General features: G+C 47.7%; 26 protein-coding genes and 2 tRNA genes. 15 read left to right on the top strand and 13 right to left on the bottom strand.

What is annotated here, in order from left to right; genetic code table 11:
- The 3 genes from H579_RS0114815 to H579_RS0114805 form a co-directional block, all read left to right on the top strand.
- A partial coding sequence (locus H579_RS0114815; RefSeq protein ID WP_028300998.1) for a transposase occupies nucleotides 1-236 on the top strand: 236 nt, incomplete at its 5' end.
- Nucleotides 237-496: 260 nt separating this feature from the next.
- On the top strand, nucleotides 497-838 hold the full coding sequence (locus H579_RS0114810) for a hypothetical protein (RefSeq protein ID WP_028301337.1): 342 nt from the start codon (nucleotides 497-499) through the stop codon (nucleotides 836-838).
- Nucleotides 839-906: 68 nt separating this feature from the next.
- The gene (locus H579_RS0114805; protein ID WP_028301336.1) at nucleotides 907-1,395 is read left to right on the top strand and encodes a hypothetical protein; all 489 of its coding nucleotides are present in this window, start codon (nucleotides 907-909) and stop codon (nucleotides 1,393-1,395) included.
- 285 nt (nucleotides 1,396-1,680) lie between these two features.
- Here the strand turns inward: H579_RS0114805 and nadS are convergent, their stop codons facing one another.
- Nucleotides 1,681-1,965, bottom strand: a complete 285-nt coding sequence (gene nadS / locus H579_RS0114800) for a NadS family protein (protein ID WP_028301335.1) — start codon at nucleotides 1,963-1,965, stop codon at nucleotides 1,681-1,683.
- 193 nt (nucleotides 1,966-2,158) lie between these two features.
- Here nadS and H579_RS0114795 point away from each other — a divergent pair, with 193 nt between their 5' ends.
- From H579_RS0114795 to H579_RS0114780, 4 genes are all read left to right on the top strand, one after another.
- A complete protein-coding gene (locus H579_RS0114795) occupies nucleotides 2,159-2,410 on the top strand; it encodes a type II toxin-antitoxin system Phd/YefM family antitoxin (protein ID WP_028301334.1) in 252 nt (83 codons plus the stop codon).
- Nucleotides 2,407-2,667, top strand: a complete 261-nt coding sequence (locus H579_RS0114790; protein WP_028301333.1) for a Txe/YoeB family addiction module toxin — start codon at nucleotides 2,407-2,409, stop codon at nucleotides 2,665-2,667. The genes H579_RS0114795 and H579_RS0114790 overlap by 4 nt, the downstream gene beginning before the upstream one ends.
- Nucleotides 2,668-2,858: 191 nt before the next feature.
- The gene (locus tag H579_RS0114785; protein ID WP_028301332.1) at nucleotides 2,859-3,095 is read left to right on the top strand and encodes an AbrB/MazE/SpoVT family DNA-binding domain-containing protein; all 237 of its coding nucleotides are present in this window, start codon (nucleotides 2,859-2,861) and stop codon (nucleotides 3,093-3,095) included.
- Nucleotides 3,095-3,415 (top strand): type II toxin-antitoxin system PemK/MazF family toxin, encoded by a 321-nt coding sequence (locus tag H579_RS0114780; protein ID WP_036566359.1) that lies wholly within the window; start codon nucleotides 3,095-3,097, stop codon nucleotides 3,413-3,415. Before H579_RS0114785 ends, H579_RS0114780 begins: the two co-directional genes overlap by 1 nt.
- A 62-nt stretch (nucleotides 3,416-3,477) precedes the next feature.
- On the opposite strand, the gene H579_RS27960 is transcribed toward H579_RS0114780, so the two are convergent.
- Nucleotides 3,478-5,334 carry a hypothetical protein gene (locus tag H579_RS27960; protein ID WP_051227671.1) on the bottom strand — a complete coding sequence of 619 codons (1,857 nt, stop codon included), beginning with the start codon at nucleotides 5,332-5,334 and terminating at the stop codon, nucleotides 3,478-3,480.
- A 231-nt stretch (nucleotides 5,335-5,565) separates the two neighbouring features.
- Between H579_RS27960 and H579_RS0114770 the strand changes: the two genes are divergently transcribed.
- The 4 genes from H579_RS0114770 (at nucleotide 5,566) to H579_RS25815 (ending at nucleotide 9,615) form a co-directional block, all read left to right on the top strand.
- Nucleotides 5,566-6,150, top strand: a complete 585-nt coding sequence (locus H579_RS0114770; protein ID WP_036566358.1) for a hypothetical protein — start codon at nucleotides 5,566-5,568, stop codon at nucleotides 6,148-6,150.
- Between the two features lie 595 nt (nucleotides 6,151-6,745).
- Complete coding sequence (locus H579_RS25820) at nucleotides 6,746-7,801, top strand: hypothetical protein (RefSeq protein ID WP_051227670.1); 1,056 nt, start codon at nucleotides 6,746-6,748, stop codon at nucleotides 7,799-7,801.
- Between the two features lie 34 nt (nucleotides 7,802-7,835).
- Nucleotides 7,836-8,474, top strand: a complete 639-nt coding sequence (locus H579_RS0114760; RefSeq protein WP_028301329.1) for a hypothetical protein — start codon at nucleotides 7,836-7,838, stop codon at nucleotides 8,472-8,474.
- Between the two features lie 241 nt (nucleotides 8,475-8,715).
- Complete coding sequence (locus tag H579_RS25815) at nucleotides 8,716-9,615, top strand: hypothetical protein (protein WP_051227669.1); 900 nt, start codon at nucleotides 8,716-8,718, stop codon at nucleotides 9,613-9,615.
- A gap of 80 nt (nucleotides 9,616-9,695) precedes the next feature.
- On the opposite strand, the gene H579_RS0114750 is transcribed toward H579_RS25815, so the two are convergent.
- The 3 genes from H579_RS0114750 to H579_RS0114740 all read right to left on the bottom strand — a co-directional run bounded on the left by H579_RS0114750 (nucleotide 9,696) and on the right by H579_RS0114740 (nucleotide 11,684).
- Entirely contained in the window at nucleotides 9,696-10,058 is a 363-nt protein-coding gene (locus H579_RS0114750) for a RidA family protein (protein ID WP_028301328.1), read from the bottom strand.
- Between the two features lie 292 nt (nucleotides 10,059-10,350).
- Nucleotides 10,351-11,436 carry an AI-2E family transporter gene (locus tag H579_RS0114745; protein WP_211224727.1) on the bottom strand — a complete coding sequence of 362 codons (1,086 nt, stop codon included), beginning with the start codon at nucleotides 11,434-11,436 and terminating at the stop codon, nucleotides 10,351-10,353.
- Nucleotides 11,437-11,447: 11 nt separating this feature from the next.
- A complete protein-coding gene (locus H579_RS0114740; protein WP_028301326.1) occupies nucleotides 11,448-11,684 on the bottom strand; it encodes a sulfurtransferase TusA family protein in 237 nt (78 codons plus the stop codon).
- 202 nt (nucleotides 11,685-11,886) lie between these two features.
- On the opposite strand from H579_RS0114740, the gene H579_RS0114735 reads away from it, so the two are divergent.
- The gene (locus H579_RS0114735) at nucleotides 11,887-13,440 is read left to right on the top strand and encodes a M48 family metalloprotease (protein ID WP_028301325.1); all 1,554 of its coding nucleotides are present in this window, start codon (nucleotides 11,887-11,889) and stop codon (nucleotides 13,438-13,440) included.
- Between the two features lie 213 nt (nucleotides 13,441-13,653).
- Here the strand turns inward: H579_RS0114735 and nadA are convergent, their stop codons facing one another.
- The 8 genes from nadA to H579_RS0114695 form a co-directional block, all read right to left on the bottom strand.
- Nucleotides 13,654-14,694, bottom strand: a complete 1,041-nt coding sequence (gene nadA, locus H579_RS0114730) for a quinolinate synthase NadA (protein ID WP_028301324.1) — start codon at nucleotides 14,692-14,694, stop codon at nucleotides 13,654-13,656.
- A gap of 417 nt (nucleotides 14,695-15,111) precedes the next feature.
- Nucleotides 15,112-15,187 (bottom strand) — tRNA-Lys (locus H579_RS0114725).
- Nucleotides 15,188-15,257: 70 nt separating this feature from the next.
- A tRNA-Lys gene (locus H579_RS0114720) sits at nucleotides 15,258-15,333 on the bottom strand.
- A gap of 162 nt (nucleotides 15,334-15,495) precedes the next feature.
- Nucleotides 15,496-16,296, bottom strand: coding sequence for a 23S rRNA pseudouridine(2605) synthase RluB (rluB, locus tag H579_RS0114715; RefSeq protein ID WP_245583282.1), 801 nt, complete (start codon nucleotides 16,294-16,296; stop codon nucleotides 15,496-15,498).
- 63 nt (nucleotides 16,297-16,359) lie between these two features.
- Complete coding sequence (gene scpB, locus H579_RS28655; protein WP_036566356.1) at nucleotides 16,360-17,322, bottom strand: SMC-Scp complex subunit ScpB; 963 nt, start codon at nucleotides 17,320-17,322, stop codon at nucleotides 16,360-16,362.
- A complete protein-coding gene (locus H579_RS0114705; protein ID WP_028301322.1) occupies nucleotides 17,312-18,199 on the bottom strand; it encodes a segregation and condensation protein A in 888 nt (295 codons plus the stop codon). Before H579_RS0114705 ends, scpB begins: the two co-directional genes overlap by 11 nt.
- Nucleotides 18,200-18,723: 524 nt before the next feature.
- Nucleotides 18,724-19,344, bottom strand: a complete 621-nt coding sequence (locus H579_RS0114700; RefSeq protein ID WP_028301321.1) for an L-threonylcarbamoyladenylate synthase — start codon at nucleotides 19,342-19,344, stop codon at nucleotides 18,724-18,726.
- Between the two features lie 24 nt (nucleotides 19,345-19,368).
- Nucleotides 19,369-20,238, bottom strand: coding sequence for a PHP domain-containing protein (locus H579_RS0114695; RefSeq protein WP_036566355.1), 870 nt, complete (start codon nucleotides 20,236-20,238; stop codon nucleotides 19,369-19,371).
- A 218-nt stretch (nucleotides 20,239-20,456) separates the two neighbouring features.
- On the opposite strand from H579_RS0114695, the gene H579_RS0114690 reads away from it, so the two are divergent.
- From H579_RS0114690 to mnmC1, 3 genes are all read left to right on the top strand, one after another.
- Nucleotides 20,457-21,005 carry a septation protein A gene (locus tag H579_RS0114690; RefSeq protein ID WP_028301319.1) on the top strand — a complete coding sequence of 183 codons (549 nt, stop codon included), beginning with the start codon at nucleotides 20,457-20,459 and terminating at the stop codon, nucleotides 21,003-21,005.
- 182 nt (nucleotides 21,006-21,187) lie between these two features.
- Nucleotides 21,188-21,487: a YciI family protein gene (locus tag H579_RS0114685; protein WP_028301318.1), complete on the top strand. Its 300-nt coding sequence runs from the start codon at nucleotides 21,188-21,190 to the stop codon at nucleotides 21,485-21,487.
- 302 nt (nucleotides 21,488-21,789) lie between these two features.
- On the top strand, nucleotides 21,790-23,940 hold the full coding sequence (gene mnmC1, locus H579_RS0114680) for an FAD-dependent 5-carboxymethylaminomethyl-2-thiouridine(34) oxidoreductase MnmC1 (RefSeq protein ID WP_051227668.1): 2,151 nt from the start codon (nucleotides 21,790-21,792) through the stop codon (nucleotides 23,938-23,940).
- Nucleotides 23,941-23,944: the final 4 nt, after the last annotated feature.

Here is a 23,944-nt window from a genome sequence, read left to right as displayed (position 1 = left end):
CTTTAGGTACAAGGGCATCTCCAGCAGAGAAGATGGCACATAAGTTAAGGACCAAGGCAGGACGAGCGATCTATGCCTTACGTAAACAAACGGTTGAGCCGGTCTTCGGTATTATCAAATCGGTCTTGGGCTTCCGTCAGTTCTCGCTACGAGGACTGAAGGGAGTGACAGGAGAATGGAGCTTGGTGTGTATGGCCTGGAATCTAAAACGAATAGCCAAGTTGCGCCTAAAATAAGGTATTGAACAGGGATATTCTCAAAAAATAGGAATATCCCTGCATAAATCGCAATTTTTTCTGATTTTTAAGCCTATTGACAGCTTAAGTCCGACAGGCTGCTAGAATTTTGTTAACCAGCGTTATGCAGGGTACAAATGTCTTTAGCTCAATAAATTAGATAAGTGTGATAGGCTCATTAGTGGGTCTTACCTTGTATGCTTTAGAAGCTCACAGAGTGGGATGAATAAAAGATATGTTTGCAAGGGACGTTAAAGCTAATGAGTTATGTCCAAGGAAAAACAAAATCCGAGATATTGGATGAGATGGCTGGTACAGCCCAACCTGGCTCCCAAATCCATGAGCAGCAAAAAGCGGGAATAATTGTACGTAGTACGGAAGATATTCAAATCGCACTTGAGAAGCAAACTAGTGCAACCCTTAAAGTTAACAATGCTCTTGAGCAGCTAAACCCCAGAATGGAAAGCTTAGAGAACACATTTGAAGAATCTTCAAGATCGTCTGGAAAAGTTGCTTTTGCGCTTAACTTACTGACTGCTGCTTTGGTTTTAGTCGGAATAGCTCAAGTTGCCATTACCTACACCAGCAAAGTGCAGCCTTAGCAGGAATGACTATGCGTTTTTTCAGACTGATCAAAACTTTGCGCTAACCATCAGCAAGGACTGATGTCATGAATAATGATTCAAGACTTATTTTTACAAGCTTAGGTGCTATTGAACAAATTATCTTTGAGTCTCAAGCGCTTATGAATAGATCCCTTGAAAAAGGACGAACTCCAAAGGAAGGCGGAGGCTTCATTTTAAAGTATGATCCAAACCATACCAGCTTCAAAGAAGCCTTAAAAGTTCTGGTTTTTGTTGGGGCCGCATTGGAATCTATATGGCATCAAAAAGCTGTTGAGCTCAAGAGTAAAACTTTTGCCGAAAAAGCCGACAGAGAGTGTAAATCAGTCCCTTCAAAATTTGAGAGCATTGGTTTAACTGAAAAGTCATTGCTAGATAGCATGAGCGATTATTACACCGTTCGTCGGCAACTAATCCATGAAAAGGCACACCAGTCAAAATTTCAAAAGACAATATTTAATGCGCAATCTGAGGCAAACAGGGCTGTTGAGTTACTTAAATCTGTTAAGTTGGCACTCGGACAGCAAAATGGTTAACAGCAAATAACCTTGCCCGTTTCCTGTAAATTGGTTAACACTTCTCTGTAAAGTGTTAACCAAACCTCGAAAACAGATGCTTCTGTCCAGAACATCTGTTTAGAGGCCTCTGCCAACAACACTCCACAATCTTAGCAACCTGGGTTACCCAAAGTTTCCCTCTTGATTTACAAAGAAAAGTACTCACGACGGCGGTAAAACGATCTCTTTTGACTATACAGATCACCTGGAATCTGACAATCAGATAGGGCTTGCTGCGGGGAAGATAAACGAACTGAATAGCGATTAGGACAAAGCCCTAATAACGGCTTGAGGGTCTTTTGCCAGTACATTAAGCAGTACTAATGCAGGGCCCATAGGAGTCCGATCACCTCGTTCCCAATGGCGTAAGGTTCCTAAACTGATGCCAAATGTTGATGCAAACTCTGCCTGAGTCATATCTATTTTATGACGTATGTTTTTAACATCCACTGGCTCAAATTGATGTACTGTCGCAGCTTTAGTATTACCTTCCGCAAATTCAATGGCTTCCATCAATCCCTGCTGGATACTCTCAAATGCACTGCTCATAATGGCCTCCTATAGGTATTTACCAGTATTTTGGTTAATGCTCCTAACATATTACATTCAGCCTTGGACAAATTAGCTTTTTCATTTTTGCCGAATAGCGTCAGCATTCGGATCAAACTTAGATCTCAGTTGACCCTTAGCCAACGCAGGACTAAACTCCTGTACAGTTTTCCGTACCACTGAGAGATAAACTATGGATGCAATCAGCTACACTGCAGCTCGTGCTAATCTGGCAAAAACAATGAAACAGGTCTGTGAAGATCACTCCCCTGTGATTATTACCCGCAAGAGTGAAGATCCTGTGGTGATGCTGTCATTGGAGGATTATCGCGCCATGGAAGAAACCGCCTACCTACTGCGCTCACCTGCGAATGCTCGCCATCTACTGGAGTCCATTGCAGAGCTGGAAGCGGGAAAGGGTAAAGAAAGGGAATTGATGGAGTGAGACTGATATTTTCAACAAAAGCTTGGGAGGAATATCTTTACTGGCAGAAACATGACAAAGCGATGCTAAAACGCATCAATACCTTGATTGAAGATACTCAGAGAGAACCTTTCTCTGGTATCGGTAAACCTGAGTCATTAAGGCACGGTCTATCAGGGTACTGGTCAAGACGAATCAACGATGAACATCGTATGATCTACAAGGTGACAGATAATGATCTATTGATTGCTCAGCTTCGTTATCACTATGAATATTAACAGACAATCGAAACAGACAATCGGACATCCATATTTATCTAACTGATTTAAATGGAAAATCCCTCAAGATAGCAACCCAAAGTTCCCTTCCCCCATGTTAAAGCAGCATTCTCAACAGAAAATCTAATTTGCATTCATTCAACCCAGGTTATAACTTTGTACTAACAACCTGCAATAATTTGGGCACCATAATGCGAACACAGCTCAGAAAAATCGGTAACTCGAAAGGAGTGATAATCCCTGCTTCGCTTCTGAAGGAATGTGGCATTGAAGGAGAGCTGGACTTAAGCCTTGAAGATGGGTACTTGGTCTTGAAGCCAGTTCAGACCAAACGAGAAGGCTGGTTTGAAAATTACAAAGAAGATCAGGATGATGACGTCTGGAAGTCGGTTTCCCCCGAGTCAGATAGTGATGACTGGGAGTGGTAATGAGTAAAACGGATTATTTACGAGGTGATGTCTACTGGGTCAACCTTGATCCCACTGTTGGCACCGAAATCAAAAAAACTCGTCCAGCTTTAATTGTATCCCCAGACGATATGAACGCAGCCTTGCCACGGGTAATCATTGCGCCATTGACCAGTAAAGGCCAACCTCTTGGGTGCCGCCCTGAATTAATCTGTCAGGAAAAGAAAAGCCGTATTCTTTTGGATCAGATAAGAACAGTCGATAAGCGACGGCTTATCAGCCGGATAGGACATATCGATACTGCGATCTGGCATTCCTGCCTTATGGAAATGCTGAGCTAACACAGATGCCACCTATAAACAGGAAGCATCTGCGCTGGTAGTGTTGGATACGTCGGTTAAAGCTAGATCGAAAGATCAATCTGCTGTACCGATCCCACGCCACCGGACTCTTTTAGAAAGACGCCTGAGCTTCTCACGTAGCCCATATTCTCATTATCAGCCATACGATTCAGGGCAAACTCTGTCTCAACATGATTCAGGTGAATAGCCCCCACATCCTTATCTAACAGGGCAAAAAGTTCGCTCTCCCCGTCATCACCAGGCACCCAGATTCTGAGTTGGTTGAACACGGAGTCATCTTCATCAATAAAGCCGTCGCCATCTTCGTCGTACTCGGCCAGATCCGCGAAGCCATTGCCGGATTGAGCACCAAACAGCTCGGAGCCATCATTGATAATGCCATCACCGTTTTTATCTAATGCCAGAAAGCCTGAACCCGATTTCAGCTGTGCCAGTTGATCCTCTTCACCATCCATATCGATATCAAACATAAAGGTGCGGTGATCATCCAAGGCAACGGCTGGGCCATCAAAGTTCACCACCAATGGATCTTTGAGTACTTTGATGGACTGAGCCAGTTCGGTGGATTCAAACTTGCGACTCATACCCACATCGAGCTCGATATCAATCTCTCGGCCATCACTGGTGAGCACCTTACCCTGAGCGCTAAAGCGGGTATGTTCCTCTTCCCGGAATATGCTTTCTCTGGATTCGGTAAGGGTTGTGGTACGGCGCACCATACCCGGTGGAATGGGCTCTTCATCTTCGGAGCCTTCCGGCTGATCTGGCGCAATATTTGTAGCAGCTGACGTTACAGGCGCTGAATCAGCGGCGACAGGCTGACCCGGCGCTGATGCTCCTGGCTCTAATGATGATGCCTCATCACTCATATTGCCTTGTGAACCTGACATGTTCTGTAGGGCAGATGCCGCTCGTTGCTCCACCGTCACTTGATCATCAGAGCCTTGATCATCAGAGCCTTGATCATCAGAGCCACTTTGCTCCTGAGCTGCCCCTGTTACTGAAACTGCTGCATTATCAGAGGCTACAGTATTTGCCTGATTAGAGGCTACAGTATTTGCCTGCTGTGGGTTATCAGACACAGACTTTGCTGAATCAGCATTGCCCGTCGCCCCGTTGGCAGATGAGGTTGGTGCGGTATCGCTCTGTGTATTGGCTTGTGTATTGGCTTGTGTATTCGTATGGCCGTCAGTATTTGATGGCTCTTTGGTAGTCTGAGCGACATTAACCGAGCCTGAAGGCGTTGGTGCTCTATCCCGAACAGGAGGTATTTCGAGTTCAAACTGGCGGCCCTTCTGCTTGTTGATATCCGCTTGCTGTTGAGCGCGCTGGGCATCCTGCTCATTAAAATAACCGCGAATTCGCATAATGTTGTCTTCCGACAATCCCATTTTGCCTAGTTCTTCCGGCGACATCTCTTTAAGCGAGCGGCCCAAACCCAGCTCCATAATCTTAATCAGAAACTCTGCCTGTAGATCACGTACCGTTGAGGCTCCGGTTGAACGGTTCAGCGAGGCCTTACTGATCTCGACCCTACTAAACTCAGAGGACTCTATGTTCATACGCGAGTAGTGTTTTTGCAGTGTCGCCGAGATTTGGCTATTACCATCGATATCAGATGGCCCGGAGCGGAAGGATGCATTGGTTGATATAGAGATTCCCTGACCACTCAAACGAATCCCTTGTTCTGCTCGGGCCCTCAGCTCCTCAGTATTCATTTCTCGGGAGGAAAGGCTCACCCTATCGATAAACTCACCCTGGATCACGCGCTCACTTTCAAACACATTACCATCGTGAGTTTCGGTTTTATTGTGGATACGGGTCTCTATTTTGACTTCTGAAGAGGATTTCAGGTCATGAGAGGAAGAAAGATTGATCTGTCCATTTTCAATACGCATAACAACCTCCTGTGTTAATTTTCTCTATTACCTATCGGCAGGAAGCCATAAAGTCCTACCTGAAAAATTAATCACAAGCTCTTTCACATGACCGCTCCCCGCCCGCATTGGGCAAAGGTATTAATGAGGGTGATTGCGTTGATGGGGGTTTTCTAAAATAATGGTGCCCTTATTTTTGAGCTGTTCTATATCATCTCTGCTTTCGTCATTATTTAGCGCAAGAGGCTAGCTATGCCATTTAAACGGATTCTGTCTGTGATCCTGCTGGGGACTATTCTGAGTGCCTGTTCCACTCGTGAGGCCTCAGAGCAATTTCGCGGCTCTACCAGTCAACGCCTGCTTACTTACAGTATTAACAATCTGATGTCACAGCTTCCAGAAGAAGACTTTATGCCCTTTACCGGCCAACCGGTTTACGTTAGAAGTCACTTTATTGAGGCCTCTCAAACACTCAACTATACGACTCAGCGTTTGTATATGGAGCTGACCAGTCGCTGGCAGATGAATCTGGTCGATTCACCGGAAAAGGCCCGATATGAGCTGGATTTCTTCTTTACCTCACTGGGTACTGACAACGATGTCTTTGGTTTGACTATCCCTATCTTTTGGGCCAATACGGATCAGCCCTCATTTGATATTCTGGCCGTGCGCATGTATCACGGCGTGAGCGAAATGTATTACTTTTCGAAGGATAAAGAGACCGGGGTTGTCACCCCTTATGATCGTATTCTGAACAGAGCACGGACGGATCGCTTCACAACGCCTTTCTTTAGCTTCCCTGTGGATGATCTGGATGAAAACTCTATCTTGGATTAACAGGATATTTTGAGAACATCTGAGTTGAGAGAAGCCATGTTAAGGAAAGCACTGCACAGAGAAGCAAAGCCTGAAAAACGCTATAAGCTTTTCTGTGTTTCTCTCAACTGCATCCTAGCTCCAGCGTCACTCTGTTTGACGATGGCTACAGCTTAATTTGAACTAAAGGCAATAAAACAGAACACGATCATTCCGCCATAGAAAACAAAGACATATAAGATCGTCTTCTCAACCTTTACCACATCATAAGATCAAGCCTACCACCCACATAAAGGACAAAAGTGATTAACTCATCAAATCGGTCAACAAGGTGAGTCTGTCAGACAATACAGCTGTAACAACTCAACCTGAGCACTATTTTATCTTTTCATATCAACCACTTACATAACGTAATAAACTGAAATCATCTGTAATACTCCGTAATATCCCCCTTTACCTATTTTCAGGACTATAGCGAGTGCTTGCCGCTTTCTTTGCTTCAGACAGAAACAATCCATTGCAATTTACTGTCGGGAAAAAGCGAAGAAACAATCTTTTCATTTTCCTATTTGGTTAATCGAAACAAAGGGTTAACCCTCTGAAAAAGGTTCAGACAATGTCAGATAGCACGACTAAGCCAACCCAACTACAAGCCGCCGTTAAAAACCCACACAACGTAGAAGCCACTAAATATTACGTGTTTAACGAAACCGGTAATATCATGATGGCGACCACTGCTAACGCCAGCGAACCCATTCAACAAAGCGTGCAAGACGTCTTTAATGAAGTTGCCGTGTTTTTTGCCGGAATGACCCGAGCGATCACGACAACTAAGAACCCTGGTACGGGCAAACCTTACTCTCTGTATAACTATGAAGCGTTAGAGCGTGTAATTGCCGGTTCCGGTCTGTTTGTGCATGTAACGGAAGAAGATGTGGTTTCTAAATCTTCCAGCTTTGGTGCAGATTTCAGTAAAGAGCTGCTGGAAAATCTGCTGGGTCTGGCGACAGGTGCGGGTGAGATGGCGTTTGCGTCGGCGATGGTTTCTTCGATCGGTAAAGCTGGCCTGGAAATCAGTGGCAGCAAAGACAGCACCTCCAGCAAAGTCGGTAATATCGTTTTTGTTTGTGAATACCTGCTGGGCATGCCAATTATCAGCGCTATTGTGGTATACGCTGATTTTGAAGAGAACAAACAGACCTTTAAGCTAGGTCCTTGTTTCAGTGAGTCTTCTGTCTCCACCTCCCTGACAATGCACAAAGATACCTATCTGTTTGTGACGCCTAAATTTATCCATGATTACGCCGGTGACTTGGATTCGATCCAATCCGATCCTAACTACCTGCAGATGATTGGCTGGCTGAGCAACCTGGTCAACCAAGTACCTTCCGTAACTATGGTCATGGTGACCTCTTCGGCCACAGAAGTGACGGATAACAAGCTGACCATAGGTACCAAGTACACCATCGATGGTCAGTTCCTGGGAGAAACAAAAGGCTCTCTGGAAATTGATGGTACCGAGCTGCAGGTTGATAGCTGGGGTGACAACACCATTGAATTTACACCAACAACAGCGGTTACCACGACCAGTCCAATCCTGATCAAGGATAGTACGGGTAAGAAGATCACTTCTTCAACACAAGGCTTTACTATTGCTGCAGCAAGCAAATAATAAACGGATGTTTATCACCCGGTAATATTATTTTGTGAGCTGGTTTAGCCACTTTCTGCGCACCTGCGTTGAGTTTTTCCACGGCGACAAACGGGAAGAGCGCCAGAATTATATTTCCATCGTCAATGAGACCGGCAATGTGGTTTTGCAGGTTGCGCCAGATACTGACCCAAACGCATTAGATCCCAAGCTGTGGCGGTCTGCGTTTGGGCATTTTGCGTTAGCCCTTAAGCTACTTGGTCCCTATGCCAATCATTATCGGCCGGTTACGGGCTATTTAAGCGCCTGTCCCTGGTTTAAGGTCACCGGGACACCCACTCATTTTCACGAAAAAGTAAAACAGAAAGAGATCACGAAGTACCTCGCTCAGGTGCTCTATGAGAACAGCGATAATCCCGCCCATTTGGATAAAGCCCAAAGGCTATTGATGACCCTAACCACACGGGCGTTAAAACTCTCTGCCTCTGGAAAGACCAAGTTGACAGTTGCATTGCTTAAATGTCGCTATAAAGAAGGACATACCAGCAGTCAAATCTATATCTATAGCTTTGACCTAGACTCTCTGCATAAAACACAAAGCCTTTTTAGCCGTATTTTTCGTGGTAAAACGGTGGAACTGGATATTCAGGAAGAACGTTTTCTTTTTATACCGCCCAACAGCAATGACCGTTAAAACCAATAGAGCACAGTCAATTTAAGACCACTTAATATCACTGGCCAGACCTTCAATATCACACTAGCTCACTTAATATCACGACCCTTTGAATATCAAATAAGGCCAGATAGTTGTCGCACTCAATCAGGTTATTTAGCGTCAGATAGGATACAGTGGCTCCTTAATATGATCAGAGTCGAAGCACACTGATCTTCTAACGATAAGTACAAATGCCTTAACTGAGTGGTTGTCCGTTGCTATGAAACTCTCATATTTAACTCAAGCGATTAGCGATCAGGAACGCTCCGAGCGTTTGTTTACCGGTGAGTTACTGGTCTACCGTCAGATTCCGGCGATGTTGGCGCTGATTGAACAAGCAGACAGTCAGCTGAAATCCGCGTTAGATGGGCTCGATCCTGATCAAGCTCAGCATCATTTTGAACGTGATGAGTTTCTTAAGCGCACAGGAACAGTGCAAACCTCATTTCGCAAAGACCCTAAGATGCGCCAACTCTTTTTTGAGGTGCTGAAGCAGTGTGGTGTGGATATCCAACACAGTTATTACGATCACTTCCCTATGCGCATTGTGCCCTTTGCCAATAGTCATGATGGCGCACAAAGAGCCGCAATCGGCCATCACAGAGATAGCTGGGGCAGTAATATTCATTGCCAGCAAAACTGGTGGGCACCGCTCTATAGCTTAGAGCCTCAACGCAGTATCACCTTCTACCCAGACTACTGGAGCCAGCCGCTGGCCAATAACACCGCACAATGGCGTTTTACAGATTACTTGGCATCACGCAAGCAAAGTCCACCGGAACGCAGTGTCGCTTATCCATCTGCACCCAGTCCCAGTGAAGCAGTAGATGAGCGCAATGCTGTACAGCTTATGCTTAATCCCGGTGATGTGCTGAATTTTGCCAGCGCTCATCTGCATGCCAGTGCCATCAATACCACTCAACGCACTCGTTTTAGCGTTGAGATGCGCACTATTTGTCAGACGGATCTTGAAGCAGAGCGTTTTGCTCCCAATGTGGATAATGAAGGTACACCAGCCATGTATTCCTGGTTTAAGTCCATCACCACATTAGAGCCATTGTCTGTGGCAGAAGTCAGAGAGCCTCGTTGTCATACTGAAGCGGCTGAGTTTAATATCTGATCTCTGTGTCAACAGTCAATATATTTTAGAAAAGAGACAAATGACCGGTAAGCGATCAGCTCCGGTCATTCGATTAAGACTTAAAGAAACTTCTCACCTGCTGCAACCACAAAAGCCATCTCAACCAACAGATTGGGGTTAGCCAGCTCCGCTTTTACACAAGCACGACTTGGGGCGCAGTCTTCCGGGAACCAGGCATCCCAAGCTTCATTCAAGGCTTCCATGTTAGAGAAATCGGTCAGATAGATCGTCACGGACAAAATACGGGACTTATTGCTGTCCACTGTTGCAAGGGAAGCTTCCGCCTGCTCAAAAATCTGTTCAACCTGACCTGTGATATCGGCTTGATCGTCAGACTCAGCCACTTCAACAAAATGAGCGATACCGTTAAATACCGTGGCATCAGACCAGCGTTTACTTGGGTTAATACGATGAATTTTCATAGCAGATGGCCTTTTTCAAACTAAACAGAATCACTAAACTAAAAGCCGGTTAGTGTACTCCTGTTATCGACGACCTGCATCGCTTTCAGCTTGCTGAATCGCATATCGCTAAAGCTGAACACGTCTACCTTTCCAAACAAAAATACCCTCAAGGTTGATTGCTCAACGATAAGGGTATTCTAATCATGGAGTTCTTTTGGCTAGATAGCTCTTTTGGCTAGATAGCTCTTTTGGCTAGATAGCTCTTTTGGCTAGAGAGTTCTTTTGGCTAGAGAGTTCTTTTGGCTAGAGCTTAGCTCTCCAGCTTCTTCTCTATCTGAGCATCCATCGCCTTCGGCCAGGCAAACAATACGGCTTTCAGTAAAGTCGCCAATGGGATCGCAAAGAAGATGCCCCAAAAGCCCCAGATACCACCAAAGAAGAGCACTGCCAGAATAATCGCAACAGGGTGCAAATTAACCGCTTCAGAGAACAGCAGCGGCACCAGAACGTTACCATCCAGAGCCTGAATAACACCATAAACGACCATAAGATAAAGAAACGTATCCGAAGTACCAAACTGGAACATACCGATTAACACAACAGGTACGGTTACCACAGCCGCACCGATATAAGGAACCAGTACTGACAAGCCCACCAGTAAACCCAACAGCGCCGCATACTGCAGACCAAATACCATCAGACCAAGATACGTCGCAATGCCAACAATCACAATCTCAATGGCTTTACCACGGATATAGTTTGCCAGTTGCTGATCCATCTCTTTCCAGATGCCTGTCATCATCACCCGTTTCTCAGGTAGATAACTCAGGAACCAATTCACCAGCAGGTCCCGGTCTTTTAACAGGAAAAACACCAGAATCGGCACCAGCACCAGGTAGATAATGATGGCAAAGACATTGGGAATGGTGGCAATCGACAGTGACAGCAGGGTTTGACCAAACTGGCCGATCTCAACCGCGACAATGCTGACTAATTCCTGAATCTGCTCTTCACTGACCAACCCCGGGTATTGCTGAGGCAATAACAGCACCAGCTGCTGCACCTTTTCCAGCATACCGGGTAACGCTTCGACCAGATTGATAAATTGACGCCATACCAAAGGCAATACAATAAAAATAAAAGCACTCAGCAAGCTGACAAACAGCGTAAAAACAGTCCAGACTGCCAGTTTAAACGGTACTTTCCGATGTTCCAGCTTACTGACCAGGCCTTCAAGTAAATAGGCTAACACCACACTTGCCAAAAAGGGTGCCAGCATCTTGCCCCAGAAGATGACAACACTGAAGCCCCCCACCAGCAATAGAAAGAAGATTACGGCTTCTTCATCAGAAAAGTAACGCTGTATCCAATAGCGAACGACATCCTTCATGGCCATATCTCCGGCTCCTAACAGCCCTTTTTAATACAATAGATATATTCCGTACTCTCTTGAGTCCGTTCCAGCAGCTCATGAGGACTTTGCCGGATAAAAGCTTCAAAGTCGTCCCAGGAGCCAGCATCGGTTGCAACAACCCTTAATACCTCACCCGCTTGCATTTGGTTCAATGCCAACTTAGCTTTTAACAACGGCATCGGGCAATGCAGACCTCGGGTGTCCAGCTCATTATCTATGGTAAAACTCATGACTTTTTCCAATAAATGAATCACTTAACGCCAAGCTAACCTGACGGTGTAGCCGACTGATTAAAGGGTATGTGCGGTTAAAGTGCAATACTTGCCGGTCATACAAGTGTAAAAGTGAAGTAAAAATACCATTGTGGCCTTGTACCAGGAAACAGATCTCTTATCCTGTAGTCTAATATTGCCCGCAAAGTGTGAATGGAAGATGCCGTTGTCCTCTTTTACTTTTCTCTCAAAGTCGTTTGATCGTCGTCATCTGGACGTTCTCCCGGATCTGGCTCATTTTGCCAATAGACGCTTTGTTAGAAGTAGCCTTAAGGTGCTTTCTTTAACCACTTTACTGCTGGCAGGCACCGTAACACCAGCAAGCGATACGCTGGCGAGTACTGACCTGCCCAGTATTGGCAGTGATCAACCCGATAAACTGACAGTCAATCAGGAGTATCAGCTGGGCCGTGCCTGGCTGCGCCAGTTCAGAGCCAATACTTCGGTGATCTATGATCCGATTGTACAGAGCTATCTGGAGAATATGACCCAGAAGTTGGCAGTAGAGAGCAATCTCTATGAAAGACGCTTAAACCTGGTTGCCGTTAACGCCAATAGTATCAACGCCTTTGCAGTTCCTGGCGGGGTGATTGGTGTCCATAGCGCTCTGCTGACCCAGGCACATGATGAAGATATGGTTGCCTCTGTGATGGCTCACGAGTTAGCCCACCTGAGCCAACGCCATTATGCCCGCCGTAAAGAAGGCGCAGAGGAACAACGGCTATCGGTGTTTGCTACTCTATTAGCTGGCTTGGTTCTAAGCGCTAATGGCCAAACCCAGGCAGGCACTGCCGCGATTATTGGCACTCAGGCAGCCGTGATTCAGAGCCAACTGAGTTTTAGTCGTCTGCACGAGCAGGAAGCGGATGCCGTGGGCTTCGAAGTGCTGAATAACGCCGGTTACGATACTTCCGGTATGGCGCGTATGTTTGAGCTATTACAGGCTCAAGCCCGTACTCAAGGTGCCAGTGCCCCGGAATTTCTCCTTACCCATCCACTGACTCAAAGCCGGATCGCTTTTGCCCGCGATAGAGAAAAGACAGCCGACCCAAAACGTCAATACGCCAACCTGGAGTTCCAGTTAGTGCGGGTACACGCGCTACTGCATCAAACACCAGAAGATAAACGGCCATCAGCGCTGCGAAGCCTGCAAGAGTCTGTGCCCGAGGGCTTAAAGCAAGCCGTTAGCTTATACACAGATATTCTGCTACAGCTCAATCAGGAGCAGATCGAGCAAGCACAAAAAAGTACTGAGCAACTGGCGCTGCAGCCTGACCATCTCTATTTTCGTCTGATAAAGGCCCGTGTATTAGCGGCCAGCGGCCAGATTGAAGCGGCAATCCAACTGGTACAGGCTCAACTGTTACAAACACCCGATAACTATCCCAGCAATAGCTTGCTGGCATCATTGTATCAGCAGAATCAGCAATATCCATTGGCAATGAACCTCTATCGCAAGATGTTGCAGCAACGCCCCGAAGATCCCTGGTTATGGCAGCAGCTGGCAGAATCAGCCCGCAAGCAAAAGGACCTGCTGACAGTCTATCAAGCCAAAGCCGAGGAACATCAACTCACGGGAGATATCTCGCAGGCATTGGCTGAGCTGAAGTTAGCACAGGAGTACGCCCGTGGTGATACTCTTGAATTTTCACGTATCAGCCACCGTATTCAGGAACTTAGGGATGCCTTTAAATATATGGATTTTGGTAGCTAAACGCTCAAAGACCGAGATAAACGCTCAAGACCAATAAAATAACAACGTGATCTGTGCCATGACACTCAAAGTATCGCCACTAAAAAAACAAAAGCCTCAAACCGAACGATTTGAGGCTTTTGTTGTTAAGCATTAGAGGCTTTTATTGCTAAGCATTAATAACTAAAACCTGTGCCTTAGCCTATCAACGCCAGCGATACTGTGACCCTGATGTTATTTTTTCATCTGCGCGCCAAAGTCCAGCATGCGAGTCAGTGGCAGCATGGCTTTTTCGCCCAGCGCCTGATCCACAAACACTTCCTGATCACCGGTTTGCAGTACATGCAGCATGGATTCCAGAGCATTCATCGCCATCCAGGGACAGTGTGCACAACTACGACAAGTCGCGCCATTACCCGCAGTTGGCGCTTCCAGGAAACGTTTGTCTGGACACAGCTGCTGCATCTTGTAGAAGATGCCGCGATCTGTAGCCACGATAAAGGTTTCGTTATCCATCTCCTGAGCGGCTTTAATCAACTGAGAAGTAGAACCGACCACATCGGCGATATCTACCACAGACTCAGGTGACTCCGGGTGTACCAGCACAGCAGCATCGGGATACACTTTCTTCAGATCCAGTACACCCTTGGCTTTAAACTCTTCGTGTACGATACAGGCACTGTCCCACAGGAGCACATCCGCACCGGTTTTCTTCTGCACGTAGCCGCCCAGGTGCTTATCCGGCGCCCAGATCAGTTTTTCGCCCTTGCTGTGCAGGTGTTCAACCACTTCTACCGCAATACTGGAAGTCACCACCCAATCCGCACGGGCTTTTACTGCCGCAGAGGTATTGGCATAAACCACCACAGTACGATCAGGGTGCTGATCACAGAAGGCGCTGAATTCATCCACCGGACAACCTAGGTCCAGAGAACAGGTCGCTTCCAGTGTTGGCATCAGGACACGCTTTTCCTGGCTCAGGATTTTGGCAGTCTCACCCATAAACTTCACACCGGCCACAACCAGTGTCGATGCAGGGTGATTGGCACCAAAACGTGCCATCTCCAGGGAATCCGCTACACAACCGCCGGTCTCTTCGGCCAGCTCCTGAATGATATCATCGCAGTAGTAGTGGGCGACCAGGACCGCATCCTGCGCCTTCAGCTCGGCTTTAATACGTTCTTTTAACTCGGCCTGTTTTTCGGCATCCAGGGTTTCAGGCTCACCAAGGTGGGACAGGTGTTCCCGAACCAGATCCTTATCTGCAGTATTCATGGGCTGACTTCGACTCACTCAAGCTACGGACAGTTATGTTATGCATACCTAAATAAAAGTGCTTCGCGCTCTTCTGGCAAGTGCTCAGACTATGGCGGGTTTTGTAGAGAAACTTTTGTTCAGGTGCTTAGGTACAGACAGCATAACCCGTGTTATTACTGAAAAATTCTGACCCACGATAGTAACACATTTTTGCTATATCGACTGGACGTCTTGCTGGAAGCATCCCTTTCAAACGGCTGCGAAAAAACGGCATTCTGAAAGAGGGAAAGAGTTTTGAAACGACTAAAAAGCGTCCGTTAGAACATAGCGGCTAAGACAGTATGCTCATAAGAGTATCGCGTTACGACAGGTCAAAACGGCTTAACAAAAAAAGCTGAAAAAAAAGCCCGCATGGAAGCGGGTTTTTTTATTATCTGGTGGGTCGTATAGGATTCGAACCTATGACCAATTGGTTAAAAGCCAACTGCTCTACCAACTGAGCTAACGACCCTTAATCAAAACAATGATTTCACGATCTTGGCAAACGGCCTAAATCTTAATCATTAACCAAGTTGAGAAATTGGTGGGTCGTATAGGATTCGAACCTATGACCAATTGGTTAAAAGCCAACTGCTCTACCAACTGAGCTAACGACCCGCTCAACTTGTGGGCGCAAAGTATACGGATTTTTTCTACCTACGCAACAGTTTTTTTAAACTTTTTGCGTAGGTCTTTTTATCCGTCATTTACTGGCGGCTTTTCCACTCTGCTATCGCCCGGCACACTCTAGATTATCATCACCTATCACAGCCTAGTCGCTTAACGGGACTTGTGCTGCTTATTTACGCTACGGATCGCACGGGTCTTCTTACGTTGACGCTCGATCTTATCACGTTTTTCCAGAGAGTCGCGTACGCGACGACGTTCCAGACCCGCCTGTTGAGACAGCTGATCGATCTCTTGCTGAGTCAGCTCAATCCATTCACCGGCACGGGCACGCTTATCCAAGAAAACCTTACCATAACGTACACGCTTCAGACGGCTTACGGTCAGGCCCTGGGGCTCCCACAGACGACGTACTTCACGGTTACGGCCTTCCATGATCACCACGTGGAACCAGGTGTTAATACCTTCACCACCAAACTCCTGCACATCGGTAAAGTTTGCCATGCCGTCTTCCAGCATCACACCTTCTACCATGCTTTTCACGTGCTCAGGTTTTACTTCACCCATCACACGTACCGCATACTCACGCTCAATCTGTTGAGACGGGTGCATCAGGCGGTTCGCCAGTTCACCATCAGTGGTGAACAACAGCAGACCACTGGTGTTGATATCCAGACGACCAATGGAGATCCAGCGCTCACCTTTCAGTTTTGGCAGACGGTCAAATACGGTGCGACGGCCCTGCGGATCGTGACGGGTACACAGCTCACCTTCCGGCTTGTTGTACATAATCACACGGCGGGGCACATCTTCTTCAGCAGTCAGTTTTACAACACGACCATGCACTGTCACTTTATCACTGACAGCAACACGATCACCCAGCTTGGCTTTGACATCATTAATGGCCACCTCACCGGATTCGATCAGACGCTCCATCTCACGACGGGAGCCCATACCACTGCGGGCCAGTACTTTCTGCAGTTTTTCAGTTTTAATTTCGTTCACACAAATGCCTATCTAGTATTCATCATCAGGCGTCGGTGGCAGATCCTGCACCAAAACCTGTGGTTTATCATTTTCTGCCTCATCATTATGAGACGCTTCGGCCTGATCCAACGCATTAAGGCGTTCATCCAGACGCTGACTTAAATCGGCAAATGAGAGAGTATCCTCATCATCTGCTGCTGATTCCGCTGCCGTGACGTTATCCGCCTGCCCGGAATCGCTGTTTTTTGAATCACGGCTTACTGAGTCGCTGTTTTCTGAATAGCCAGTACCTGATTCGCTATTGCCTTGCTCGTCGCCGTAATCAGAAGGATCTTCTTCAGTATCATCCAACTCACCTTCGGCAAGGGCTTGCGCCATCATCTGACGACGTTTTTCTTCCTGGGCCGCCAACATACGGGCCTCTTCTTCAGCAATCTCCGCTTGCTGCTGAGCCTTAATCTCCTCACCCAGATCCCGAATCTCAGTCAGCGTCGGCATCTGGTCCAGACTTTTCAGATTAAAATAATCCAGAAATTGTCGTGTAGTGGCGTACATCGCCGGACGTCCCGGTACATCCCGGTAACCGACAATACGCACCCATTCCCGCTCCAGCAGAGTTTTCATAATGGAGCTGCTGACACTGACACCCCGAATCTCTTCAATATCCCCCCGGGTAACGGGTTGGCGATACGCAATCAGTGCCAGGGTTTCCAGCAAGGCACGGGAGTATCTCTGTGGTCGTTCCTGCCATAAACGGGCGATACGATTGGCATACTCGGTTCGGGCCTGAATACGCCAGCCACTGGCTACCTCGATCAGTTCGATACCCCGACCTTCATAATCTGCTTGCAGCTGCTGCAGAACGTCACGGAACAGGGGGCGTCCCGGACGCTCATACTCTTCAAACAGTTCCGCCAGTTGCTCAATGGTCAGCGGTTGATCCGCGACCATCAACAGGGCTTCCACCATAGGTTTTAACTGATCAAGCTTCATCGTTCAGCTCTTCTCCCACTTGATCCGTATCGTCTAACAAGTCTTCATCTTCGATAAGTTCACCTTCTTCAACCGGCACCAGACGGCGACGAACGTGAATTGGGCTAAAGGGTTCGTTCTGTACCAGCTCAACCAGCTTGCTTTTCACCAACTCCAGCGTTGCAAGAAAAGTAACGACAACACCGGCCCGACCTTCTTCCGGGGCAAACAGGCTTTCAAAAGGATAAAAATCAGGTCCTTGCAACCGCTCAAGAATCTGACTCATACGCTCACGGGTCGACAGCGGCTCCATCTCAATCTGGTGGTGCGCCTGCATATCCGTGCGCTGCAGAACATGAGCCATAGCCACCAGAACTTCATGCAAATCCACCTCTGGTGGTGGTCGATACACCTCGTAATCCGGCGTTTGCACCTGGCTGGGATAGATATCCCGTTGCCAGCGTGGCAGCTCGTCCAGCTTCTCAGAAGCTTCTTTCAGCTGCTCATACTCCTGCAGTCGACGAATCAGCTGCGCTCTGGGGTCTTCCTCATCGTCTTCATCAGATTCCTGGTGTCTTGGCAGCAGGCTGCGGGATTTAATCTCCGCTAATAACGCCGCCATCACCAGATATTCACCGGCCAGTTCGATCTGCAGCTCACGCATCAGATCGACATACTCTATATACTGTCGGGTAATTTCGGCGACATTAACGCTGAGGATATCCAGATTCTGGCGGCGGATCAGATACAGCAACAGGTCCAGCGGGCCTTCAAAGGCTTCCAAAAAGACACGTAGGGCTTCAGGGGGGATATAGAGATCTTGGGGCGGTTCGGTAACGGTCTCATCACCGATACGGGCCCAGAACTCCAGCTGTTCAGGCTGCACAGCGACGCTCATACACACCACGCCATAAGACAAGCAGGCCGTTTATAGAAAAGCGGCGCGCCGATCATGGGCATCTTAAGAGGGAAACATGTGAACTTGCAGTCAACCGTCACGGCCGTCTGTCTCCTGAAGAGTGAGAAACGACAAAATTTTACCATGACGCGCCACTTTGACCAGTGAATTTTTGACTTTTCCTCAATACGTTCACTGGCTAAGAAAAACCGAGCCTACCTACCTAAAAGCAGGCAAAGGTTAACTTATTGAATTCAAAATGCTTTGTCTCAGAAACAAGCAAAGCCTCTATTTGAGAGGCTTTACAAGCTGTTTTTTAAGACTTAACAAAGAGACTAAAAAGAGCTATGTGCTTAGGACCAAGGGATCAAGAAATAGAGAAACTTATACCAAACAAGATAAGCTGTTGTAGGTCGGAAAAGCCGCAGGCACCTTCCGACAATCATCAGATACCGGTGCCAATGTCGGATGGCGCTTCGCTTATCCAACCTACTCTGATATCCAGAAACTTATCGGGAATGGTATTACTCAAAAGCACTCACATCACCTTTACCGGCACGAACCACAGTCGGTGGCATCTCTCTGACATCCAGCACTGAGGTCACTTCCATGGTACAGGCGCCACCATCGATAATCAGATCCAGTTCATGCTCCAGAAACTGGCGGATATCATAAGGATCGGTTTCCGGGTACTCTGACTCCGGCATAATCAAAGTGGTACTCATCAGCGGCTCACCCAGCTCAGCCAATAGCGCCAGCGTGATATTATGATCAGGAATGCGCACACCAATGGAGCGACGTTTTGGATGCAGCAATAAACGCGGCACCTCGGTAGTGGCTTCCAGAATAAAAGTATACGCCCCTGGGGTATAAGTCTTCAGCAGACGATACACTTCGTTATCCACCTTGGCATAGGTGGAGATATCAGACAGATCACTGCACACCAGAGTGAAGTTGTGCTTATTATCTAAACGACGAATACGCTTAATGCGCTCAACGGCTTTTTTATCGCCCAGGTGGCAACCCAAGGCGTAACCGGAATCAGTCGGGTAGGCGACTACACCGCCCTTACGGATAATATCAACCGCCTGACGAATCAGACGTTCCTGAGGATTGTCCGGGTGAATCTGAAAAAACTGGCTCATATCGCTTCCTTAATATTGTTCTGATCAGGCAGATGGCTGACATTCAGGCAATGAGTCAGCCCAGGTCATCCATACCGGATCGATGCTCTCTGGCAGGGCACTATATTTGCCCGGTTTCTGCCATTGAGTCACAAAATGAAAATCACTGCCCACACTGGCTTTTAGCTCATACTCCTTGGCCAGCTGAGCCATATAACGGCTTTGATCAGGGGTTTGCATACCGGACACCACTTCCATGGCATCGCCGCCACAGGCCTTAAAGGCTTTTAAAAGCGCCCGGCGTTTCATATTGGTCATTTTATAATGCAGAGGATGGGCCAACACCGCGACACCGCCAGCGGCATGAATCCACTGCACCGCTTGATCAATCTCTGGCCAAAGATTTTTCACATCGCCTTTTTTACCCGCCCCCAGATGCTTTTTAAAGGCTTCGGCCATTGTCTCTACAACGCCTTCATCGACCATCACCTGAGCAAAATGAGGGCGACCTATCTCGGCTCCGTTGGCCTGCTGCTCTACCTTAGCCAGGAAGTCATCAATACCTAACCCTGAGAGTTTCTGTGCAATCAACTCGGCTCTTTGTCTGCGGGCCGCCTGCTGACTGGCAAGCCCTTCCAACAGCTCAGGATTTTCCGGATCTAGGTTTAAACCCACAATATGCACCGAGGCTTTGCTCCAGGTTGTGGATATCTCAACACCCGGAATCAACTGCAGGCCACACTGCTCAGCGGCTTGTTTCGCCTCACGAATACCCTTAACGGTATCATGGTCGGTTAACGACAGGGTATGCAGTCCCTGCTCTGCCGCCAGTTGCACCAGCTCCGTGGGTGATAGCTTACCGTCGGAACAGGTGGAGTGACTGTGCAGATCAAAACCGGCCCAGAATGCATTCATGATAGCGTTAATCTCTCTTTTTATCGTGGTGATTCAATTAGATGCGTTACTTATGTTGCTTAACCAAGCTCCAACAGCCTGCGAACTACCAGGCTTAAACCCGGTCTAACGCAAAAATCAGGCCGACTATTTTGCCGTGCTTACTGTAAAAATACAGCCTGACATGCGAAGATTGCCCGTCAACAGCTTAAGTATGAAAGACAAGTGTCTATAACACCATGAAATTACTTTTAGATTTTTTCCCCGTTGCGATTTTTTTTGCGGTTTACCACTACACCAAAGATATGATTTTGGCGACAGCCATTCTGATCCCCGCTACTCTGGTGCAAGTGGGGATTATCTGGTTTAAAACCCGAAAGATCGAAAAGATGCACGTCGTCACTCTGGTGCTGATTATCGTGATGGGTGGTGCCACCGTACTCCTGCAGGACAAAACCTTTATCCAATGGAAACCCACTGTGGTGAACTGGCTGTTTGCCGCCGCCTTCCTGGGTAGTTACTTTATCGGCAGCAAGCCACTGATTCAACGCATGCTCGGTGGTCAGATCGAACTGACACAACCGCTGTGGAATAAGCTGAACGCCTATTGGAGTATCTTCTTTATCGCCATGGGTGCGGTCAATATCTTTGTCTTCAGCTACTTCAGTGAGGAAGCCTGGGTTAACTTTAAGCTGTTTGGCATGCTGGGCCTGACCCTGGTATTTATTATCGCGCAGGGGATCTGGCTGACACGCCATATCAAAACCGATCAACTGGAACAGGATTGATCCCTGCCTCTATTGGCATCTAAACCTGTTTATAGCGCACCTTGGCTAGCTGTTTTATTAGCGCTTTGTATTAGCCCTCTTTTATTGATTCAGCGCTGATTCGAACAAGTCGAAAAAGCTTTACCGGAGCAGATGGGGATAAGCCGATCTGCTTGATGCACTCTCATTTTTAGGAGCACCCTATGCTGTACGCATTTATCTGTCAGGACAAAGAAGGCACTCTGGAGCAACGTATGGAAGCCCGTCCGGCTCACCTTGAGCGCCTGAATGAGTTAAAAGATCAGGGTCGTCTGATTCTGGCCGGTCCGCACCCTGCCATCGACAGTGAAGATCCAGGTACCGCAGGTTTTACCGGTAGCTTAGTTGTTGCTGAGTTTGACTCTCTGGAAGCCGCACAAGCCTGGGCCGATGCCGACCCTTATAACGCAGCAGGCGTCTATGAAAGTGTTACTGTGAAGCCATTCCGTAAAGTACTGCCATAAGCGCCAGCACTGGGATAAACATAGCGACAGCTCCAAAGCAGTTGAGATAGCGGCTATAATTTGGCCTGTGTTAAGCACTTGATATCCAATAGACGATAATTAAAGCGCCACATAGGCCAGATAGAAAATCTGGTCAACCCTAATCTATAAGCAGCTGAAAAATTTAGATTTTTTCACTTTTCCAACAGATTCTGTGGATAACTTTGTGGATCTCAACAGGACAAGCTGCCTCAAGGCCTATACTGTGCCGCCATACCTCAGATTGTTTATTTTTTAACCACTTTTCTCTGGAATTACCCCTAGTGAACGCCGGTAAAAACACCTATCGTCAGCTTGAACATGCCGCCCTGAATTGGGATGAAAACAGCCTGCCCATCTCCAGCGAATTTGATGATGTGTACTTCTCCAAGGCCAGTGGCCTGGATGAAACCCGCTATGTGTTTTTACAGCACAACCGGCTACCGGAGCGCTGGGAAAGCTTTGATTTCAGCCAGGGCACACCCTTTGTTATTGCAGAAACCGGCTTTGGTACCGGGCTGAACTTTCTTTGCGCCTGGCAGGCGTTTTTACAACATGCGCCTGCCGATGCCCGACTGCACTTTATCTCTGTGGAAAAGTTTCCTCTCACGCAAGAGGATTTGAAAAAGTCCCTCAGTATTTGGCCTGAGCTTAAAGCACTGGCCGATCAACTGATAGAGGTTTACCCACTGCCGATTCCCGGTGTGCACCGTCGTCATTTTGCTTGTGCATCTGGTAGCGCCGGTCGAATCCAACTCACTCTGCTACAGGGTGATGCCAGCGAGCTATTTTCCCAGCTGGAGGCCAAGGTCGATGCCTGGTTTCTGGACGGTTTTGCCCCAGCTAAAAATCCAGAGATGTGGACCCCGGAGCTATTCCAAGCTATTCGTCGTTTAAGCGATCATGGCACTACCGTTGCGACTTTTACTGCGGCCGGTATTGTACGTAACGGCCTGAAAGCTGCAGGCTTTGATATTAAAAAGACCAAGGGTTTTGGTCGTAAGCGTCATATGGTGTGTGGGGAGCTGATTCTGCAAGACGGTCAGCCGGTACAGGCACCTCCTGCGCCAGATGCGCCTATTATTGAACCGTTAGCACTGGCAACACCTTGGCAAGATATCCCATGGTTTAAGCCGCCGAATCAGTTATCCACAGCAGCAAATCATCAGATTGATGGCGAGACCGATCTGACAAAAACAGTAGCCCAAATAGCAACAAAAGCAGCTAAAAGCTGTGCGATAATTGGAGCCGGTATTGCCGGAAGCACAACAGCTCAGGCACTGGCTCGACAGGGGATCAACGTCACCCTGATTGAGCAAAACAGCCAACCGGGACAAGCAGGCTCGGGGAATCGCCAGGGTGTGCTTTATATCAAGCTGGGGACAGAGCCTTCGCCCCATAGCCGCTTCTATCTGGCAGGCTTTGAGTTCTCCCGCCACTATCTGCAGCAGAATGTATCCGATGAGTTGTGGCAAGCCAGCGGCGTACTGCAACTGGCGACCAGTGAGAAAGAACATAAACGCCAACAGAGCTTTCTGGAGCGCAACCAATTCCCGGAACAGTTATTACAAGGCGTGAGCGCAGAGCAAGCCTCTGAACTATCCGGCACCAAGCTGGAACATAGCGGCCTGTACTTCCCTAACGCAGGTTGGGCACGACCTGCTCTGCTATGTCAGCAGTTCAGCCAACACGACAATATCCAGCTGTTAACCGATACCTTTGTGGATAAGCTGGAACATAACGAGCAGGGCTGGAAGCTACTGGATAAACAAGGCGAAATCATCACTCAGGCTGATCAAGTGGTTATCGCCTGCGCCGCCAGTGCCAAACATTTTGAGCAAACCCAATGGCTCCCGACTAAGTCGATTCGCGGCCAAACCACCTATCTGCAAACCAATGAGCAGACGCCGAAACTGAATACGGTTGTATGCCATGAAGGTTATATCGCCCCAGCCATTGATGATCAGCTCTGCCTGGGTGCCAGCTTTAATCTTAGAGATGAAGAGACCGAGCTAAGAGACAGCGACCAGCAACATAATCTGGATCTGCTGGCCGATGCCATGCCGGATTATCATCAGGCCCTGCAAGCCAGTGACACAGATCTGGAAACATTAAATGGCAAGGTAGGCTTCCGCTGTGCCAGCCCGGACTACGCACCACTGGCAGGCCCCGCTCCGGTTTATGATAGTTTCTTAGAACGCTATGAACGACTACGTCATGATGCCACTAGGATTCCAGATGCTGAGCCGGAATACTATCCAAACCTGTATCTGAATATCGGTCATGGCTCCCGCGGTTTAGCCAGTGCACCACTGTGTGCAGAAGTACTGACCGGTTATATCGGCAATAATCCCCAACCGCTGGAACGAGAGCTGTTAAATGCACTACAACCCAGCCGATTTATTATTCGCGGGATGATCAGAGGGCGGCTTTAACCGC

The sequence above is a fragment of the Oceanospirillum beijerinckii DSM 7166 genome (genome assembly GCF_000422425.1).
Taxonomy (GTDB): Bacteria; Pseudomonadota; Gammaproteobacteria; order Pseudomonadales; family Halomonadaceae; genus Oceanospirillum; species Oceanospirillum beijerinckii.
Note: the sequence above shows the minus strand (reverse complement) of the source record. Positions and strands in the feature narration are given on the sequence as shown.

Coding starts and splice junctions, on each gene's coding strand:
- H579_RS0114810 (WP_028301337.1), top strand. CDS start 497: ATGAGTTATGTCCAAGGAAAAACAAAATCCGAGATATTGGATGAGATG.
- H579_RS0114805 (WP_028301336.1), top strand. CDS start 907: ATGAATAATGATTCAAGACTTATTTTTACAAGCTTAGGTGCTATTGAA.
- nadS (WP_028301335.1), bottom strand. CDS start 1,965: ATGAGCAGTGCATTTGAGAGTATCCAGCAGGGATTGATGGAAGCCATT.
- H579_RS0114795 (WP_028301334.1), top strand. CDS start 2,159: ATGGATGCAATCAGCTACACTGCAGCTCGTGCTAATCTGGCAAAAACA.
- H579_RS0114785 (WP_028301332.1), top strand. CDS start 2,859: ATGCGAACACAGCTCAGAAAAATCGGTAACTCGAAAGGAGTGATAATC.
- H579_RS0114780 (WP_036566359.1), top strand. CDS start 3,095: ATGAGTAAAACGGATTATTTACGAGGTGATGTCTACTGGGTCAACCTT.
- H579_RS27960 (WP_051227671.1), bottom strand. CDS start 5,334: ATGCGTATTGAAAATGGACAGATCAATCTTTCTTCCTCTCATGACCTG.
- H579_RS0114770 (WP_036566358.1), top strand. CDS start 5,566: ATGCCATTTAAACGGATTCTGTCTGTGATCCTGCTGGGGACTATTCTG.
- H579_RS25820 (WP_051227670.1), top strand. CDS start 6,746: ATGTCAGATAGCACGACTAAGCCAACCCAACTACAAGCCGCCGTTAAA.
- H579_RS25815 (WP_051227669.1), top strand. CDS start 8,716: ATGAAACTCTCATATTTAACTCAAGCGATTAGCGATCAGGAACGCTCC.
- H579_RS0114750 (WP_028301328.1), bottom strand. CDS start 10,058: ATGAAAATTCATCGTATTAACCCAAGTAAACGCTGGTCTGATGCCACG.
- H579_RS0114745 (WP_211224727.1), bottom strand. CDS start 11,436: ATGGCCATGAAGGATGTCGTTCGCTATTGGATACAGCGTTACTTTTCT.
- H579_RS0114740 (WP_028301326.1), bottom strand. CDS start 11,684: ATGAGTTTTACCATAGATAATGAGCTGGACACCCGAGGTCTGCATTGC.
- H579_RS0114735 (WP_028301325.1), top strand. CDS start 11,887: ATGCCGTTGTCCTCTTTTACTTTTCTCTCAAAGTCGTTTGATCGTCGT.
- nadA (WP_028301324.1), bottom strand. CDS start 14,694: ATGAATACTGCAGATAAGGATCTGGTTCGGGAACACCTGTCCCACCTT.
- rluB (WP_245583282.1), bottom strand. CDS start 16,296: ATGGGCTCCCGTCGTGAGATGGAGCGTCTGATCGAATCCGGTGAGGTG.
- scpB (WP_036566356.1), bottom strand. CDS start 17,322: ATGAAGCTTGATCAGTTAAAACCTATGGTGGAAGCCCTGTTGATGGTC.
- H579_RS0114705 (WP_028301322.1), bottom strand. CDS start 18,199: ATGAGCGTCGCTGTGCAGCCTGAACAGCTGGAGTTCTGGGCCCGTATC.
- H579_RS0114700 (WP_028301321.1), bottom strand. CDS start 19,344: ATGAGCCAGTTTTTTCAGATTCACCCGGACAATCCTCAGGAACGTCTG.
- H579_RS0114695 (WP_036566355.1), bottom strand. CDS start 20,238: ATGAATGCATTCTGGGCCGGTTTTGATCTGCACAGTCACTCCACCTGT.
- H579_RS0114690 (WP_028301319.1), top strand. CDS start 20,457: ATGAAATTACTTTTAGATTTTTTCCCCGTTGCGATTTTTTTTGCGGTT.
- H579_RS0114685 (WP_028301318.1), top strand. CDS start 21,188: ATGCTGTACGCATTTATCTGTCAGGACAAAGAAGGCACTCTGGAGCAA.